Source organism: Nocardioides stalactiti, assembly GCF_014180715.1.
GTDB lineage: Bacteria > Actinomycetota > Actinomycetes > Propionibacteriales > Nocardioidaceae > Nocardioides > Nocardioides stalactiti.
The window spans coordinates 1-16,435 of sequence record NZ_JACEFC010000022.1 but is presented as its reverse complement, the minus strand read 5'-3'; the positions used below and the strand labels follow the sequence as shown (position 1 = coordinate 16,435).

General features: G+C 71.1%; 14 protein-coding genes. 3 read left to right on the top strand and 11 right to left on the bottom strand.

All coding sequences use genetic code 11. The features are described 5' to 3' along the window. Positions 1-187 precede the first annotated feature (187 nt). From ftsY to H0487_RS06635, 4 genes are all read right to left on the bottom strand, one after another. Complete coding sequence (gene ftsY, locus H0487_RS06650; RefSeq protein ID WP_183093445.1) at positions 188-1,339, bottom strand: signal recognition particle-docking protein FtsY; 1,152 nt, start codon at positions 1,337-1,339, stop codon at positions 188-190. A 16-nt stretch (positions 1,340-1,355) separates the two neighbouring features. Beyond that, entirely contained in the window at positions 1,356-1,544 is a 189-nt protein-coding gene (locus H0487_RS06645; protein WP_183093444.1) for a hypothetical protein, read from the bottom strand. Between the two features lie 115 nt (positions 1,545-1,659). Beyond that, positions 1,660-2,403, bottom strand: a complete 744-nt coding sequence (locus tag H0487_RS06640) for a glycosyltransferase family 2 protein (RefSeq protein WP_183093443.1) — start codon at positions 2,401-2,403, stop codon at positions 1,660-1,662. Then, on the bottom strand, positions 2,396-3,757 hold the full coding sequence (locus tag H0487_RS06635; protein ID WP_183093442.1) for a hypothetical protein: 1,362 nt from the start codon (positions 3,755-3,757) through the stop codon (positions 2,396-2,398). The genes H0487_RS06640 and H0487_RS06635 overlap by 8 nt, the downstream gene beginning before the upstream one ends. A 146-nt stretch (positions 3,758-3,903) precedes the next feature. Between H0487_RS06635 and H0487_RS06630 the strand changes: the two genes are divergently transcribed. Beyond that, positions 3,904-5,919: a phosphoadenylyl-sulfate reductase gene (locus H0487_RS06630; protein ID WP_183093441.1), complete on the top strand. Its 2,016-nt coding sequence runs from the start codon at positions 3,904-3,906 to the stop codon at positions 5,917-5,919. Between the two features lie 64 nt (positions 5,920-5,983). On the opposite strand, the gene H0487_RS06625 is transcribed toward H0487_RS06630, so the two are convergent. From H0487_RS06625 to H0487_RS06605, 5 genes are read right to left on the bottom strand one after another with little or no spacing between them, the layout of a single operon-like run. After that, positions 5,984-6,640, bottom strand: a complete 657-nt coding sequence (locus H0487_RS06625) for a glycosyltransferase family A protein (protein ID WP_183093440.1) — start codon at positions 6,638-6,640, stop codon at positions 5,984-5,986. Next, complete coding sequence (locus H0487_RS06620; RefSeq protein ID WP_183093439.1) at positions 6,637-8,562, bottom strand: glycosyltransferase family 4 protein; 1,926 nt, start codon at positions 8,560-8,562, stop codon at positions 6,637-6,639. The genes H0487_RS06625 and H0487_RS06620 overlap by 4 nt, the downstream gene beginning before the upstream one ends. 10 nt (positions 8,563-8,572) lie before the next feature. Further along, complete coding sequence (locus tag H0487_RS06615) at positions 8,573-9,328, bottom strand: glycosyltransferase family 2 protein (protein WP_183093438.1); 756 nt, start codon at positions 9,326-9,328, stop codon at positions 8,573-8,575. After that, entirely contained in the window at positions 9,321-10,613 is a 1,293-nt protein-coding gene (locus tag H0487_RS06610) for a hypothetical protein (RefSeq protein WP_183093437.1), read from the bottom strand. The genes H0487_RS06615 and H0487_RS06610 overlap by 8 nt, the downstream gene beginning before the upstream one ends. Next, a complete protein-coding gene (locus H0487_RS06605; protein ID WP_183093436.1) occupies positions 10,610-11,539 on the bottom strand; it encodes an NAD-dependent epimerase/dehydratase family protein in 930 nt (309 codons plus the stop codon). Before H0487_RS06605 ends, H0487_RS06610 begins: the two co-directional genes overlap by 4 nt. Before the next feature lie 187 nt (positions 11,540-11,726). On the opposite strand from H0487_RS06605, the gene H0487_RS06600 reads away from it, so the two are divergent. Next, complete coding sequence (locus H0487_RS06600; RefSeq protein ID WP_183093435.1) at positions 11,727-12,443, top strand: sulfotransferase family protein; 717 nt, start codon at positions 11,727-11,729, stop codon at positions 12,441-12,443. Here the strand turns inward: H0487_RS06600 and H0487_RS06595 are convergent. Together H0487_RS06595 and H0487_RS06590 are read right to left on the bottom strand one after the other, a co-directional pair. Beyond that, complete coding sequence (locus tag H0487_RS06595) at positions 12,440-14,080, bottom strand: hypothetical protein (protein WP_183093434.1); 1,641 nt, start codon at positions 14,078-14,080, stop codon at positions 12,440-12,442. The two genes, H0487_RS06600 and H0487_RS06595, sit on opposite strands and share 4 nt — an antisense overlap. A 157-nt stretch (positions 14,081-14,237) precedes the next feature. Further along, on the bottom strand, positions 14,238-15,887 hold the full coding sequence (locus tag H0487_RS06590) for a hypothetical protein (protein ID WP_183093433.1): 1,650 nt from the start codon (positions 15,885-15,887) through the stop codon (positions 14,238-14,240). A 135-nt stretch (positions 15,888-16,022) separates the two neighbouring features. Here H0487_RS06590 and H0487_RS06585 point away from each other — a divergent pair. Then, positions 16,023-16,435: hypothetical protein (locus H0487_RS06585; protein ID WP_220793149.1), on the top strand; the 413-nt coding region annotated here is incomplete at its 3' end.

Here is a 16,435-nt window from a genome sequence, read left to right as displayed (position 1 = left end):
GCCCTCACCTTGGTCGGACGACGTTTCGCCGCCGTCCGCCGGTTGTTTCAGGCAGGAAACGAGTTCCGACCGGGCGTTACGACCGCGTTTCCGGCCGTACCTGGACGAGGAAACTGGTGCTGGGACGACGCAATTGCGTCGTCCCAGCACCAGTTTCACCGTTCGGACGGTGAAACTGTCGCGCCCCTCAGCCCAACAGCGCGTCGACGAAGGCGGCCGCGTCGAACGGCGCCAGGTCGTCGGGGCCCTCGCCGAGGCCGACCAGCTTGACCGGTACGCCGAGCTGGCGCTGGACGGCGACCACGATGCCGCCCTTGGCCGACCCGTCGAGCTTGGTGAGCGCGATGCCGGTGACGTCGACGACCTCGGAGAAGACCTTGGCCTGGATGAGGCCGTTCTGGCCCGTCGTGGCGTCGAGGACGAGCAGCACCTCGGTGACCGGCGCCTGTTTCTCGATGACCCGCTTCACCTTGCCGAGCTCGTCCATGAGGCCCTGCTTGTTCTGGAGGCGACCGGCGGTGTCGACGACGACCGTGTCGACACCGCGGTCGACGCCCTCCTTGACGGCGTCGAACGCCACGCTCGCCGGGTCGCCGCCCTCGGGCCCACGGATCACCTCGACGCCGACCCGCTCGCCCCAGGTGCCGAGCTGGTCGGCCGCGGCGGCCCGGAAGGTGTCGGCGGCGGCGAGGAGCACGCTGCGCTCCTCGGCGACCAGGATCCGCGCCAGCTTGCCCACCGTGGTGGTCTTGCCGGTGCCGTTGACGCCGACCACGAGCACGACGCCCGGGTCACCGTCGGAGCCGCTCACGTGCAGGGCGCGGTCCATCGTCGGGTCGACGAGGTTGATGAGCTCCTCGCGGAGCACGGCGCGGGCGTCGGCGCCGCTGGCGCCTCCCTCGACCCGCAGCCGGGTGCGCAGCCGCTCGACGAGCTCCTGGGTCGGCTGCACGCCGATGTCGGCGCCGAGGAGCAGGTCCTCGATCGCCTCCCAGGTGTCCTCGTCGAGCTGGTCGCGGCTCAGCAGCCCGAGCAGTCCGCGGCCGAGCGCGTTGGAGCCCGCGAGTCGCTGCCGGAGGCGGACCAGCCTTGAGGCCGGGCGCTCGGGCCGGTCGAGGGTCGGGGTGACCGTGGCCGGCGGCACCTCGACCCCGGGCACGGTCTCGCCAGGCTCGGCGACCCCCGTCTCCGGGGGTGCCAGGACATCGGCAGGGGCGACCCGCGGGGCCTCGACGGTCGCCCTGGCGCGGCCCCTGACGAGGCCGAGCCCGCCGACGACGACGACGAGCGCGAGGACCGCGATCCCGATGACGAGGTAGAGCCACTCCATGGCGCTCATCCTCGCAGGGCGCTGATCAGCGCATGCGCAGGAGGTCGACCTCGTCCTCGCCGAGCACCGGGGCGGCGTCGACGGCCTTGCCCATGGCGTCGCCGAGCCACGGCACGGCGGGCATGGACTCCCCGCGGTGGGGATAGGCGACGTAGGCGACCACAAGACCCGAGACGACCAGGCAGACGATCATGGCGAGGACGATGGGAAGCACGGCGTACGACTCCTCCGAGATAGGGGACCGACAGGCGTGGGGGGTCGTCTGCGACGGTACCCGCCAGGACCCGGTCGACCCCCATCGCGGCGCCCGCCGGCGGGCATCGCGTTGGTCACACCGACCGGTCGCGCTCCTGCCACCACGCGTAGTCGAGGAGCTCGCTGGGCCGGGTGAGCACCTTCCGCGCCCGCGCCTGGACGTACTGGGAGCCCTCCCGGCGACGCTTGAAGTGGATCGTCTCCGGCACGACCCGGTGGACGTAGCCGCCGCGGTAGGTCTCGAGCATCCAGTGCCAGTCCTCGTAGGCGTAGCCGTCGGCGACCGCGCGCGCCGAGAACGGGTGGTCGACGTACGCCGACCGGGGCGCGAGGCACAGCGCGTCCCACGGGTTCGCGATCCGGAGCAGTGCCGGGTCGAAGTCCGGGTCGGTCTGGTCGGGGAGGAAGTAGAGGTTCTGCTGGTTCTCGAAGAACCAGTTGAGCTCGGGGTGGCCGATGACCTGCGGGGCGCCGGCGCACATCCGGTGGGCGTCGGCGAGCCAGTTCTCGCTCCAGAGGTCGTCGCCGTCCAGGAACGCGACGTGGCCGGCGGTCGTGAGGCCGACCGCGTGGTTGCGGACCTTGCCCTGGTCGGCGTACGACACCTCGGCGACGCGCGCTCCGTGCTCGTCGGCCTCCGCGAAGACCTCCCGCGTGGCGGCGGTCGGGTTGTCGAGGACGACGAGCACCTCGACGCCGATCCCCTCGGCGCGGGCGACGCCCACGGCGTCGAGGAGGCTGCGGAACGACAGGCCCGCCATCACGCCCTCGGCGTGGGCGGTGATGATCGCGGCGACGTCGGGGGTCCGCTCAGGCACGAGCCCCGCCTCCCCCGGCGAGCGCGTCGAGACCGTGGGCGCCCACCTCGGCGGCGCTGACCAGGCGGCACCTCGCCGCGGACGTCAGCAGGTAGCGGGCGACGAGGTCGTCGCGCTGCGCGTCGGTGTCGGTCACGACCCGGTCGAGCCGGTCGAAGCACGCCTGGAAGTCGCCGGCCACCGAAGCCGCGCCGTCCTCCTCGGTCGCCTCGCGGAGCACGGCCACCAGAGAGGTCTCGTGCCGCAGCGTCGTGGCGTACGACGTCAGCAGCCGCCACCCGAGGGCGCTGTCGGCCACGACCACCCGCCGCGGGCGAAGGCCGCGGACCAGGTCGAGCAGCCCGAGCAGCCGACGCGCGTCGGTCATCCCCGCGAACGGCCCGCTCAGGTCGACGGTGCGGGTCGCCCCGGCGAGGAGCGCGGGGGCGGGCGCGTCCGTCGTCACGACGAGGACGGTGGCGTCGGGTTCCTGGGTCCGCAACGCGGCGACGACGGCACGCACGCCGGGCCCCGGCTCAGCGCCGCCGGGCACGACGACCATCGTGTCGGCGCGCACCAGCCCCACGCTCCGTCGTACCTGCTCGGCGGCGGCGGTCGGCCTCACCATCGGGTGGGTGTGCGGTGGCCAGCTGACCCAGCGCTCCTTGGGCGTCTGCGCCACGAGCGGCTCGATGGCCGCCGCCTTGGCCACGAGGGTCCGCATCCGCTCGGTGTCGAGCCCGGCGAGCTTCGCGGCACCGCGCTGGACGCCCTCCTCGAGCCAGCTGGTGCGGGACAGGTCGAACTCCGCGGCCCGGTGCAGGAGGCCCGCGACCAGCGGCGGGTCCTGGCGCTCCCGCGCGTCCCTGTCGGGGACGCCCCCGTAGTTGGGGCCGAACGGCGTCGGCGAGCGCCCCGGGGCGTAGCAGCCCGCCCGCAGGTACTGCGCGAACCCCCACTCGGGGCCCTGGGCGAGGTCGGGGTGGCGCGCGACGTAGAACGCTTCGTCGAAGAGCACCGTCGGCACGACCCGCTCGTCCCAACCGACGGTGAGCCAGTGGACGAACGGCGTCTCGCCGGCGGCCACGCCCAGGCCGCGCTCCGCGAGCCGTTCGAGGTAGACCCCTTCGTTGAACAGGCCGGACAGCCGCGCGCCCGCCTGCTGCCCGTGCTCCAGGTAGTGGCGGACGGCGGCGTCGACGTCGTCGGCCAGCGACGGGTCCCCGACCTGCGCGGCGTAGAACCGTGGGTGGGCGGCCGCCCGCATCCGCCGGGCGAGCGCTGGGCGCTCACGACCCGCAGCGGCGCCCGTGTCCTCGGACTCGATGGCGGGCGGCGCCTCGTCGGGGCGGCGGCGGAGCCGGATCGACCTCATCGGCTTTGCTCCTCTGCGGTGGTCGACGGCGCGGCGATGCTAGCATCGCCAACCTGTCCCGCTCAGAGAAGAGCGGCCCACCGCAGACAGCCCGGCAACCTGACCGCTGGCTCCACCCGGCCCCTCGACCTCGGGAGTTCTCGACCTTGGACTACAGCGACGCGCTCGACGAGACGCTCGCGCTCCTGAGGACGATCGAGCGCGACTGGTCACCGGCGGTCCTGGCCAACGCCTTCGGCCCCGAGGCGATGGTGATGACCGACCTGATCGCGCGCCACGGCCTCGACATCGAGATCTTCAGCATCGACACCGGCCGACTGCCCGAGGAGACCCACGCGCTGGCTCACAGCGTGCACCGGCGCTACGGCGGGATCATCAACATGGTCTCCCCCGACCCCGACGACGTGCTCGCGTGGACGAAGGAGAACGGCCAGAACGGCTTCTACGAGAGCGTCGTGCTGCGCGAGGGCTGCTGCGCGGTCCGCAAGGTCGCCCCGCTGCGCCGGATGCTCGAGGGCAAGCGTGCCTGGATGGCGGGCCTGCGCCGCGAGCACGGCGAGACCCGCCGCGACCTCGACGTGATGGCGTGGGACGAGACCAACGGCCTCCAGAAGTTCAACCCGATGCTCGACTGGACGACCGATCAGGTGTGGGCCTACATCCACGACCACTCCGTGCCGTTCAACGAGCTCTACGACAAGGGCTACACCAGCATCGGTTGCGCTCCGTGCACGCGAGCGATCAGTCCCGGCGAGGACCAGCGCGCCGGTCGCTGGTGGTGGGAGGTCGACTCCATCAAGGAGTGCGGGATCCACCTGAACCCGGTGACAGGCAGGTTCGAGAGAGCTGCTTCGACCCCATTGACAGACAACGAGCTACCCGTGGCGCAGAATGGTCGCGCCTCGGGGCAGCGGGACGCTGCACCGACCACACCATCAGTGATGAACGACGGAGGAGACGCAATGCGGGTACTGATCCTTGGAGGGGACGGGTTCTGCGGCTGGCCGACGGCGTTGCACCTGTCGGCGCTGGGCCACGAGGTGGCGATCGTCGACAACCTGTCCCGTCGCAAGATCGACATCGAGCTCGAGGTCTCCTCGCTCACGCCGATCCGCCCCATGGGTGAGCGTCTCCGGGCCTGGAAGGAGGTGTCCGGCAAGGACATCGCCTTCCACGACATCGACGTCGCGGTCAACTACCAGCGCCTCCTCGACCTGCTCGAGGACTGGCAGCCCGAAGCCGTCGTGCACTTCGCCGAGCAGCGGGCGGCGCCGTACTCGATGAAGTCGAGCCGCCACAAGCGCTACACGGTCAGCAACAACCTCAACGCGACCAACAACCTGCTGGCGGCCGTCGTGGAGTCGGGTCTCGACATCCACGTCGTCCACCTCGGCACGATGGGCGTCTACGGCTACGGCACCGCGGGCATGCAGATCCCCGAGGGCTACCTGACCGTGCAGGTCGACGCCGGCGAGAACGGCCTGGTGGAGCAGGAGATCCTCTACCCCGCCAACCCGGGCTCGATCTATCACATGACGAAGACCCAGGACCAGCTCCTCTTCGCCTACTACGCCAAGAACGACAAGGTCCGGGCGACCGACCTCCACCAGGGCATCGTGTGGGGCACCCAGACCAAGGAGACCCGTCTCGACGAGCGGCTCATCAACCGCTTCGACTACGACGGCGACTACGGCACGGTCCTCAACCGGTTCCTCATGCAGGCAGCCATCGGCTACCCGCTGACGGTGCACGGGACGGGCGGCCAGACCCGCGCGTTCATCCACATCCAGGACACCGTGAAGTGCATCCAGCTGGCGATCGAGAACCCGCCGGCCCGCGGTGACCGGGTGTCGGTCTTCAACCAGATGACCGAGACCCACCGGGTCCGCGACCTGGCGAAGATGATCTCCGACCGCACCGGCGTCGAGATCGCGTTGATGCCCAACCCGCGCAACGAGGCCGACGAGAACGAGCTCCACGTCGCCAACGAGCGCTTCCTGCACCTCGGTCTCACCCCCATCACCCTCAGCGAGGGCCTGATGGAGGAGGTCACCGAGATCACCAAGAAGTACGCCGACCGGTGCGACCGGAAGAAGATCCCGTGCGTCTCCGTGTGGAGCGCGGAGGCGGCCGCCGCCAAGGCGGGCGTCCCCGTCGGCTGACACCGGCAACCGGACGACATCGACGGCCGGTGCCCGCGTGAGCGGGTGCCGGCCGTCGCCGTTCTCAGCGCAGCGCGGCCGGGCGGTGCTTGCGGAAGCTGATCGTCGCTGGCGCGACCTTGTGGACGTGACCGGCCGCGAGCAGCGCCCTGCTCCATGCGCCCGCGAGGTCCTGCCGGGCGTCGCCCCCCTCGGGGAACGGCACGGCCGCGAAGGTGTCCGCGGCCGCGAACGCCTGCGCCTCCCACCAGCCGCCGAGCGCGGCGACGCCCGGTGCGAGCGCCGGGTCCGCCTGGTCGGGCGGGAAGTACAGCTCGCGTCCGTGCTCGTAGAACCAGTGGATCTCGGGGTGCACGACCGCGCCGGGGTGCGCCGCGCAGACCCGGTGCGCCTCGACCAACCAGTTGGCCGACCACAGCGCGGAAGCGTCGAGGAACGCCACGTGCTGCCCGCCGGCCAGCGCGACCGCCCGGTTGCGGACCGTGCCCGCGTCGCCGGCGAGGACCTCGCGTCGTACGCCGTGGGTCGCGACCTCGCTCAGCGCCTCGCGCGTCGCGGGCGAGGCGTCGCCGAGCACGACGAGGCTCTCGACGGTGAGCCCTGCCTCGCGCGCCGCCGCGGTGGCCTCGAGGAGGCTGTGCAGCGCGATGCCGGCCTGCGGGCCCTCGTCGTGGGCGAGGAGGACGGCCGTGATGTCGGGCGGGGTCGCCAGGGGACTCACCGGGCCTCCTGGATGCCGAGGACCCGGGTGAGCGCCACCCGGTAGGCCTCGGCGTCGAACCGCTCGTGGACCTCGGCGCGCAGCCGGCGGGTCCGCTCGGTCGCGGCGGCGGGGTCGGCGAGCAGGTCCTGGATGGCGGCGACGTAGGCGTCCGGGTCGTCGACGGCCTCCACGGGGTGCCCGGTCGTGGGCGTGATCACCTCGGGGACGCCCCCGACCGCGCTCGCGACGATCGGCAGCCCGCTCTGGGCGCCCTCGAGGACGACGTTGGGGATGCCGTCCCAGCCGGAGGTGTAGAGCAGCAGGTCGACCTCGTCGAGCGGCAGCGTGTGGAACCCGTCGTAGACGCCGCGGAGGGTGATGTTGGGGGGCAGGTGCGCCGGGTCGAGGTCGATGTCCTGGAGGACCGGCTTGCCCCACGCCTCGATCCGCAGGTCGGGCATCCGCCGGGCCACCTCGACCACGAGGTCGAAGCGCTTCTGCCGGTCGAACCGACCGGCCCACAGCGCGGTCAGCGGCAGACCGCTCGCGCGCCGACGCTCGAACACCCCGGTGACGTCGACGCTCGCGTCCGCGAGGGGGGTCGGCAGGAAATGGAGCCGCTCACGGGTCACGGCCGGCATCAGGTAGCGCTCGACCAGCTCGGTGCGCAGGGTCTCGCTGTCGAACAGGACCCACGCGAAGTGCGCCAGGCTCTGCTGGAGCGGCCCGACGGGATAGCCGTAGCGGTGGCCGTGCTCGTCGACCTCCCAGGTGAAGAGGTAGGCGCCGAGGTCGAGCTCTGCGGCGACCTCCGCCCCGGCCTCGGCCGCGAGCTGCCACCCCAGCAGGCTGTTGACGATGACGACGCGGCGGGCGCCGACCGAGCGGAGCAGGGAGAGCAGCACGTCACGCCGGGCCGGCTGCGGCAGGCCGGTGAGGTGCCGGGTGAGGTCGAGGACGGGCACGTCCTCGGGGAACAGGTGCGGCCGCTCGAAGACGGGCAGGTCGGTCGCGACGACGGCGACGCTCCCCGGCCCCGCGGTCGCCCGGACCGCCTGGGTGACGACCGCGGAGATCCGTGCCGCGCCGCTCATCCGGCAGTGCGGCACCAGGACGACCGTGTCGATGCTGTCCCCCGGCCCCAGACCGAGCGCGTGGCGGGCCGCCGCCACCTCGTCGGCCCGGCGGACCGCTGGGTGGGCGTGCGGGACGACCTGGGTGGGCTGCTCGGCGCGCAGCGGGCCGTGGATGCCCGGCTCCAGCGCGGCGGCCCGGGCCACCATCTCGACGAGCACGGGGTCCTCGAGCCGTCGGCGCCGGTCGAGGACGGCCCGCACGCCCTCCTCCAACCAGCTGGTACGGCGCAGGTCGTGCTCGTCGGCCCGGTGGAGGAGCGAGGGCAGCAGCAGCGGGTCCTGGCGCTTGGCCGCGTCCTCGTCGGCCAGTCCGTCGTGGTGGCGCCCGGCCGGGCTCGGCTGCGACGACGGCTGGTAGCAGCCGCGGGTCAGGTAGTGGTGGAGGACCCAGCGCGGGTGGGAGCGCAGGGCCGGGTGGTGCTCGAGGTACCACGCCTCGTCGAAGAGTGGTGTCGGCACGATCCTGTGGTCCCAGCCGACGGTGAGCCAGTGCAGGAACGGCACCTCCCCGTCGGGCACCGCGAGGTCCCGTTCGGCGAGGCGCTCGTCGTACCACTCGGGGTTGAAGAACGCGGAGACCCGCAGGCCTGCCGCGGCACCCGTCGCGAGGAAGTGCCCGACCACCGCGTCCACGCCCGGCTCCTCGCCGAGGACCGCCCGCTCGTCCGGCGTGAGCTGGGCCAGGTAGAGGCGCGGGTGGGCGCACCAGCCGAGCCGCTCCCGGACCACCGGCCCCAGGTCGGACGGGGCGGACGGGGCGACTTGCAGGCGCTCCTGCTCGCCCCGCTGCCTCAGTCGCCTCACCCCGGCAACCCTAGTGGCGCTCGCGGCCGATCCGTGCGAGGTGCTCCACCTGGTCGATCGCCATCGCCGGCAGCTTGCGGACGATCGAGCGGCGGTTGCTGCTCTCCTGGCCCAACGAGGTGTCGCGGCGGCGCTTGAAGATGATCGTGTCGCGTACCAGCACGTGCTCCCAGCCGGCCGCCATCGTCTCGATGGAGAACTGCCAGTCCTGGAACGACAGGCCGTTCGGGATGTCGCGCGAGGTGTAGGGGATCGCGACGTGCGCCTCGCGCGGGGTGAGGCACAACGAGTCGTGGTAGTTGCGCAGGTAGGCGAAGTGGGGTGTGAAGAGCGGCGAGGACTGGTCGATGTGGACCAGCACCGAGTTGCCCCCGTCGAACATCACGTTGAGCTCGGGGTGCGCGATGACCCGTCGCCCCTCCTGCTCGGCCGACTGAAGCGCCCCGACGCCCTCGGCGAGCCAGTTCTCGCTGAAGAGGTCGTCGGCGTCGAGGAACGCCAGGTAGCGCCCCTCGGACCGACCCACGGCCGCGTTGCGCACGCGCCCCAGGTCGCCCTCGGCGAACTCCCAGCGCTGCCAGTGGTCGAAGCGCGACTGGGCGAAGTAGGCCTTGGTCTCCTCGGTCGCGCCGTCGAGGGCGATGATCGTCTCGACCGAGTAACCACGGTCGCGAGCCGCGGCGACCGCGAGGTCGGCCGAGCGCATGGTGGGTCCGCAGACGACGGTCTCGCTGTGGGCGGTCACCACCACGGAGAGGTCAGTCATCCGCCGGCTCCTCGTGCGGCGCGAGCAGCCGTCCGACGATCTCGGCGAGCGTCGCGTCCTCGGCCACGGATCGCACCTTCGCGGCCACGTGGTCAGGCAGCTGGTGGTCCTCGACGAGCCGGACCGCGGTCGCTGCGGTGTCGGTGAGCACCCCGTCGACGAGCTCGACGTGCCGGTAGAAGTAGCGCGCGGAGGTACCCGTCTCCGGGCCGAGCGGGCCGCGCTCGAGGGCGGTGAAGCCCAGGTAGAGCCGTTCGGAGGCCCGCAGCGCCCGTCCGTACGGCGTCAGCGCCTCGAGGAGCAGCCGGGACCCGACGCCGACGATCGCGTCGACGCACAGCGACCGCAGCAGCTCCACCAGCACCTGCTGGGCCATCAGTGGCCCGAGGCTGGCGGCAGTGCGGGCGAAGTCGACCCGGCGGACCCCGGGCGGCGTCGCTGCGGTCGGGACGGTCGTGGAGGTCGTGACGACGACGATCTCGTGCGCCTCGACCTCGACCTGGAGCGCGGCGACCAGGCGTGCGGCGAGCGGGTCGGCCGGGTCCTCCACGACGACCACGACACGGCCGCGGGCGAAGCCCAGGGCCTTCTGGCTCGCGTGCAGCGCGCTGAGCTGGTCGGCCACGACCAGCCAGGGGATCGGCATCATCCGCGGACGCGCGATCTCGGGCCACAGGTCGCCGATGAGCGGCTCGACCTCGACCGCCTTGGCGAACATCTCGCCGAGCTTGCCGTGGTGGAGGCGCTTGTGGACGTCCGAGCGCCGCTCGGCGAGGAGCCGGACGACCTCCTCCTCGGAGATCCCCAGCACCCGCGCGAGCTTGTCGGTGCCCATGACCGGCTCGCCGATCTCGCCCGCGGCCCGGCCGTCCCGCAGCCACGCCGCGTAGGGGTGGATGCTGCTCTGGCGCCGCTCGGGCTGACGCTTGAGGTAGGAGTCGGTCGAGAAGTTGGCCTCGGGCGTGAACTTCGCCTGCGGCCCCTGGCTGAGGAAGTGCCGCACCGGGTCGACCTCGGGGTCGGCCATGACCGCGGGTGCCTGGAGCAGGTAGTGGGCGACGTCGAAGTGGTCGCGCACCAGGTCGTACTCGCGGTCCTCGCCGGGCGGCTGCTGACGGCTCAACGCCTCGCCGACGCGCAGGTCGAACTCGGGACCGAGGTTGCTGGGCGGGACGACGGGCTCGCCGTCGGGCCAGCGGGAGGTGGACGTGTCCGCGGGATGGCCGTTCTGCTCCCCCCGACGCCGGCGGCGGAGTCGGAGTCGACCGGGCGCGGCTTCGCTCACAGGCGGCCCTCGCTACGGGCCAGGAACCATTCCCAGGTACGGCGGATGCCCTGGTCGAGAGAGGTGACGGGGTCGAACCCGAAGCCCTCGCGGGCCTTGTCGACCTCGCACCAGGTCTGGACGACCTCGCCGGCACGGAAGGCCTCGTAGCGGACGTCGAGCTCACGGCCGGTGGCCGCGCGCATCAGCTCCAGCAGCTCGTTGACGGTGGTGGGCTTGCCGCTGCCGAGCTGGTAGGCACCGGTCGCGTCGCTGTCGATCGCGACCCGGATGCCCTCGACGAGGTCGCCGACGTAGAGGAAGTCGCGCGCCTGGCTGCCGTCGCCGTAGACGACGAGCTCCTCACCGGCGAGGACCTGCTTGAAGAAATGGGCGACGACCGAGCCCTTGTGGAACGAGCGCGGCCCGTAGATGTTGGAGAACCGCAGCGCGCAGCCCTTCATCCCGTACGACGCGGAGTAGGCACTGAGGTAGCCCTCGAGCATCAGCTTGCTGGCGCCGTACGGCGAGGTCGGCTGGGCCGCCATCCGCTCGTGGACCGGCGGCGGGACGTCGCCGACGATCGCGCCGCCCGTCGAGGCCGCGACGATCCGGCCGATGCCGAGCGCCCGGCACTCCTCGAGGAGGTTGAACGTGCCGATGACGTTGTTCTCGAAGTTGAAGGCCGGGTCCTCGATGGACGGGATGACCCGGGTGTCGGCGGCGAGGTGGACCACCGCGTCCTGGCCCTCGAGCGCACCGCGCAGGTCCTCCCGGCTGCGCAGGTCGCCGTGGACGAAGCGCACCTGTTCGAGGTCGAGGTTGGCGCGGTCGCCGAGCGCCTCGTTGTCGAGGACGCTGACCTCGTAGTCACCGTGGGCGGTGAGGTGATCGGCCAGATGCACGCCGATGAAGCCTGCGCCCCCCGTGATGAGCACGCGCTTCATATGCGATCCCTTCTGTCGTGCGGCAGCGGGACACCTTAACAATCGGCGCCGTCGCCCACGCTAACGACCGCCCTTCTGTGGAGTGACCGAATCCGGAAACTTCAAACAGGTTCCTCCGATCGGATGATCGGTGCCGCTTGCGGCTATTCTGCCGACGCCTGACCGCCTGTGGAGCAAGGAGCCGACCGTGGAGCCCGCCGTGGACAAGAATCCCGTCACCTGGCGGGAGATGCGCGCGTTCTTCCCCCATCGCGTCCTTGCCAACCACGTGCACGCTCTTCCCGAACACGGGATCGTCTACGTGAAGAACCCGAAGGCGGCCTGCTCGACGGTGCTCCTGTGGCTCGACCGCCTCCACACCCAGGACCACGACTTCAGCCCCGGCAACGTCCACACCGACAACCGGCTGCCGCAGGTGTCGGACGTCGGACGGAGGAAGATCGCCCGGATGCTGTCCGGCGAGGGCTACAGCTTCACGTTCGTCCGCGACCCGCTGCGCCGCTTCCAGTCGGCCTACCAGGACAAGCTCGTCACCTCGAAGCGGTGGCGCACCCAGATCCAGACCGCGCTCGGCCAGGAGCCCGACCCCGAGCGCGCGGTCAGCATCGACGACTTCGTGGCCGGCATCGAGGCCCAGGACCCGATCGGCGAGATGGACCCGCACTGGCGTCCCCAGCACGTCAACGTGATGACGTCCCTCATCACCTACGACCACATCGGCCGCATCGAGACCTTCGACACCGACCTCGAGATCATCCGCAAGGAGGCCGGGCTCCCGCCCGTCCCCGTGGAGGTCCGCAACGTGGCCAAGAAGCCGAGCGCCGGCATCCTGGCGGATCGCCCCGACCTCGAGGAGCGGGTCCGGGCGATCTACGCCGAGGACTTCCGGATCTTCGGGTACTAGACCGACGGCAGGCCGTAGCCGAGCTTCGCCTCGCGCTTGGCGCCCTCGCAGCGACGGCTCGTCGAGGCGAAGTGGTTGCCCTTGCGCTTGTTGAAGCAACGGTAGATCGGGATCGACGCCGAGTCTCCGGCCGTGGGCCGGACGTAGCCGACCCGACGGTAGGCCCGCTCCCCCGTCGCGCAGGCCTTCGCCCGCAGCCGGTAGTCACCCTTCTTGACGCACTCGAAGAGGTCGACCCAGCCGTTGCGGTGCTTGCTGAGCACGTAGACGTTGCTCGACTTGGCCTTGAACGACTTCTGGATCGGCCTCTCGGTCGACGTACGACGACGCCCGTCGGACTTGCGCACGTACGTCGTCAGGGCGACCCGATTCATGCTCACCGAGGCCGGGACCAGGGTCACCAGCCGGCGCATCAGGTAGCGCTCGGGGAAGTCGCCGCCCGGGAAGAGCTTCACGTAGTAGATGTAGAACGTCTGCCCGGAGGTGTTCGAGTCGCCGTTGGTCGCGACGATCGACGGGTACGCGTAGAGCTGCTTCGCCTTGGGTGTGCGGTTCCACGTGTCGACCAGCGGGTCGTGCTGGGTCGACACCGCCGGATAGATCTGGACCGAGCCGGCCCACGCGCCTTCCGACGCCGGGTTGGCGGGGTCGATCGGTGCGACGCCGGCAGCGGTGTTGGAGATCCAGAGCCGGAAGCCGCGCGATCCCGAGGCATAGAGCGCGACGTTGCGGTGCAGGAAGGTGTTGGGGACGATGACCCGCGCCATCGGGTCGATCGTCTTGAGCGGGCTGGACTCGCCGCCGAGCCCCTCGTTGCCCGTCCCGCCGAAGTCACACCGCTTGGCGGCCAGCGCGGAGGGCTTGTAGCAGTGCCACTTCTTCCACGTGCCCCGTGCACCGGCGTCGCTGACCGACGAGCGAGCGACGTGGAGGCTCCGCGAAGTATCGACGCTGCCGTAGTTGCTGGCCGCGTAGTAGAAGTACAGGTAGTCGCCGTAGCGGATCAGCCGCCCCATGGTGGCGTCCTCGGTCTTGGGCCCGTTCATCCGGTCGTCCTGCGTGAGGACCTGACCTGTCTTGCGCCAGGTCCGCCCGGCGTCGGTGGAGACCGCTCGACCCACCGAGGCCACCACCGAGTCGTCGGAGAAGACGCAACGGTCGTCGTCCCCCGCACCCGCACCCTCGGCGTGGTAGAGCGCGACCCAGGTGTTCGCGGTCTGCTTGTAGACCGAACCGATCAGCCAGGCTCCGCACTTGTCGAAGGTCCGCGCCTGGCCGCGCTCGAGGATCATCCTCGGGTCCTTGATCGACTTGTTGTCGGTCGTCGACACCCGGTAGGAGTCGTTGTTGCTGATGAAGCCGAGGAGCGTGCCGGTCGAGTCACGCTCGGAGAAGTAGGGGAAGTCAGTCAGGCCGGTCGGGCCGTAGACGCGCTCCTCCGGACCGACCTGGACGGTGAAGCCCGTCAGCGGATCGGCCCCGGCAGCCCGGGCCACCGGGCGCTCGGCCCCCGACGGACCGGCGCCGACGACGGAACCAGTGGTGGCGACACACGCCAGCAGAGCACCCAGGGCGATCCCCCGGCGGCTCGTGAGACGGGCGCGCAGCAAGGCAGCGCGCAGCAGTGGACGCAGCATCGGACGAAGGCCTCCCAGACTTCGGCACAGCCACCCTCCCGGCGACTGGTCCTCAGTCTACGTAGTCCGTGGGCGGTCTGGACCGGATTGGCGCAAGGGTCCGGAAGTTGTCGATCCAGCCCTGCGTCCGATCGGCTCCGCGACGGCCCTCAAGCCCTCAGAGGGACTCCAGGCCATAGCCCAGCAGGGCTTCCTTCTTGTAGCCGAGGCAGGTGCTGTCGGTCGACGCGAAGTGGTTCTTCTTGCGTCGGTTGAAGCAGCGGTAGATAGCGGTGGGCGTCTCGATCCCGACGCTGTCGCTGATCCAGCCGATCCGCCGGTAGGCCTTCTCACCGGTCAGGCACTTGTCCTTGCGGAGGATGAAGTCGCCCTTCTTGGCGCACTCGATCACCTGGGTGTAGCCGGCGGCCGGCTTGGCCAGCAGGTAGCCCTCCTGGTCGTTGGCCTTGAAGGAGTTCTGGATCGGGCGCTCGGTCGACGTACGCCGACGACCGTCGGTCTTGCGGTAGTACGTCGTCAGGGCGACCCGGTTGAGCCGCGAGACGTCGTTGCTGAGCGTCACCTTGCGCCGCATCAGGTAGCGCTCGGGGAAGTCGCCGCCCGGGAACAGCTTCACGTAGTAGAGGTAGAACTCCTGGCCCGAGGTGCTCGAGTCGCCCGTCACGGACACGATCGACGGGTAGGCGTAGAGCTGCTTCGCCTTGGGCGTGCGGTTCCAGGTGTCGACCAGCGGGTCGTGCTGGGTGGAGACCGGCGGATAGATCTCGACCGAGCCTGCCCAGGCACGCTCGTCACTGCTCGGGTCCGCAGGGTCCAGGGGAACCTCGGTCTCGGGGCCGTTGGAGACCCACAGCCGGAAGCCTCGCGTGCCGGAGGCGTAGAGCGCCACGTTGTGCTTCAGGAAGGTGTTGGGGATGATCACCCGCGCCATCGGGTCGATGAGCTCGAGCGGGGTCGACTCGCCACCGAGGCCCGCGTTGCCCGAGCCGCCGAAGTCACAGCGGCGCGGCTCGACGAGGGACGGCTTGTAGCAGTGCCACTTGCGCCAGGTGCCCTTGGCACCCAGGTCGGCGACGGGCGACCGCGCCACGTGGAGGCGACGGATCAGCTCGTCGCCGTGGTTGCCGGTGCTGGCGGCGTAGAAGAAGTAGAGGAAGTCGCCGTACTGGACGAGCCGGCCCATCGTCGCGTCCTCGGACTTCGGCCCGTTGAAGCGCTTGTCCTGGGTGAGCACCTGACCGGTCTTCTGCCAGGTCTTGCCGGCGTCGTGGGACACCGCGCGGCCGACCGAGGCGACGACGCTGTCGTCGTTGAAGATGCAGCGGTTGTTGTCGCCCTTGCCGGCGCCCTCGGCGTGGTAGAGCGCGTACCACTTGCTGGTCCCGGGCTTCTTGTAGACCGAGCCGGCCAGCCAGGCGCCGCACTTGTCGAACTGCCCCGGCTTGCCGCGCTTGATGATGACCTTGGGGTCCCGGATCGTCTTGTTGTTCTTGGTGCTGACCCGGTAGGAGTCGTTGTTGCTGATGAAGCCGATCAGCTTGCCGCCAGCGGTGCGCTCGGAGAAGTACGGGAAGTCCGTCAGGCCGCTGGGCCCGAAGACCCGCTCCTCCGGACCGACCTGGACCGTGAAGCCGAACAGCGGCGAGGTGGCCCGGGCGGAGCGCTCCTCGGAGTCCTCCGCCCCCGACGGCGCGGCGACCGAGCCGAGGGTGGCGACGCACGCCAGCAGCGACCCCGCGACCACGGCACGGCGAGCCGTCGAGCGGGTGCGAACCCGGACAGCGGACAGGACGGAGTGCGGCAGCATTTCGGCGAAAGCCTCCCCGGGACGTGGCCCCGTGATGGTTGGACAAAGTCCCGCCCTCCCCGCGGTTGCTCACCACGTGGAGCGACGGTCCGGGCGGTGGCACCAGAATAGGTGACGGCTGGCAAAGTCTCCCTCATGAGTCCCGCTGTGTCGGCCGTCCGGCGCGAGACCGTCGCGCCTGTCGACGTCGTGCTCCACATCGGGAGCGACAAGACCGGCACCACCACGGTCCAGCAGGCCCTGCGCCGGAGCCGCCAGGTGCTCGCCGATCACGGCGTCCTCTACCCGCGCTCCCCGGGCCGGGTCCGGCACGTGGAGCTCGGCCTCGCGGCCCGGTCGGACGAGAACCTCCCGAAGCACCGCGACTACCTGCGGGGCGACTATCCCCCGCCCCCGGCCTTCCGGCGCCGGCTGCGTCGCCGGCTCGCCCGCGAGGTCGCTGCCGCGGCGCCGACGACCGTGCTGCTGTCCGACGAGGCGCTTTTCCGGATGCCGGCCGACGCCGTCGAGCGGGTCCGCGACCTGGTCGCGGGAGCCGCCGGCGGGCG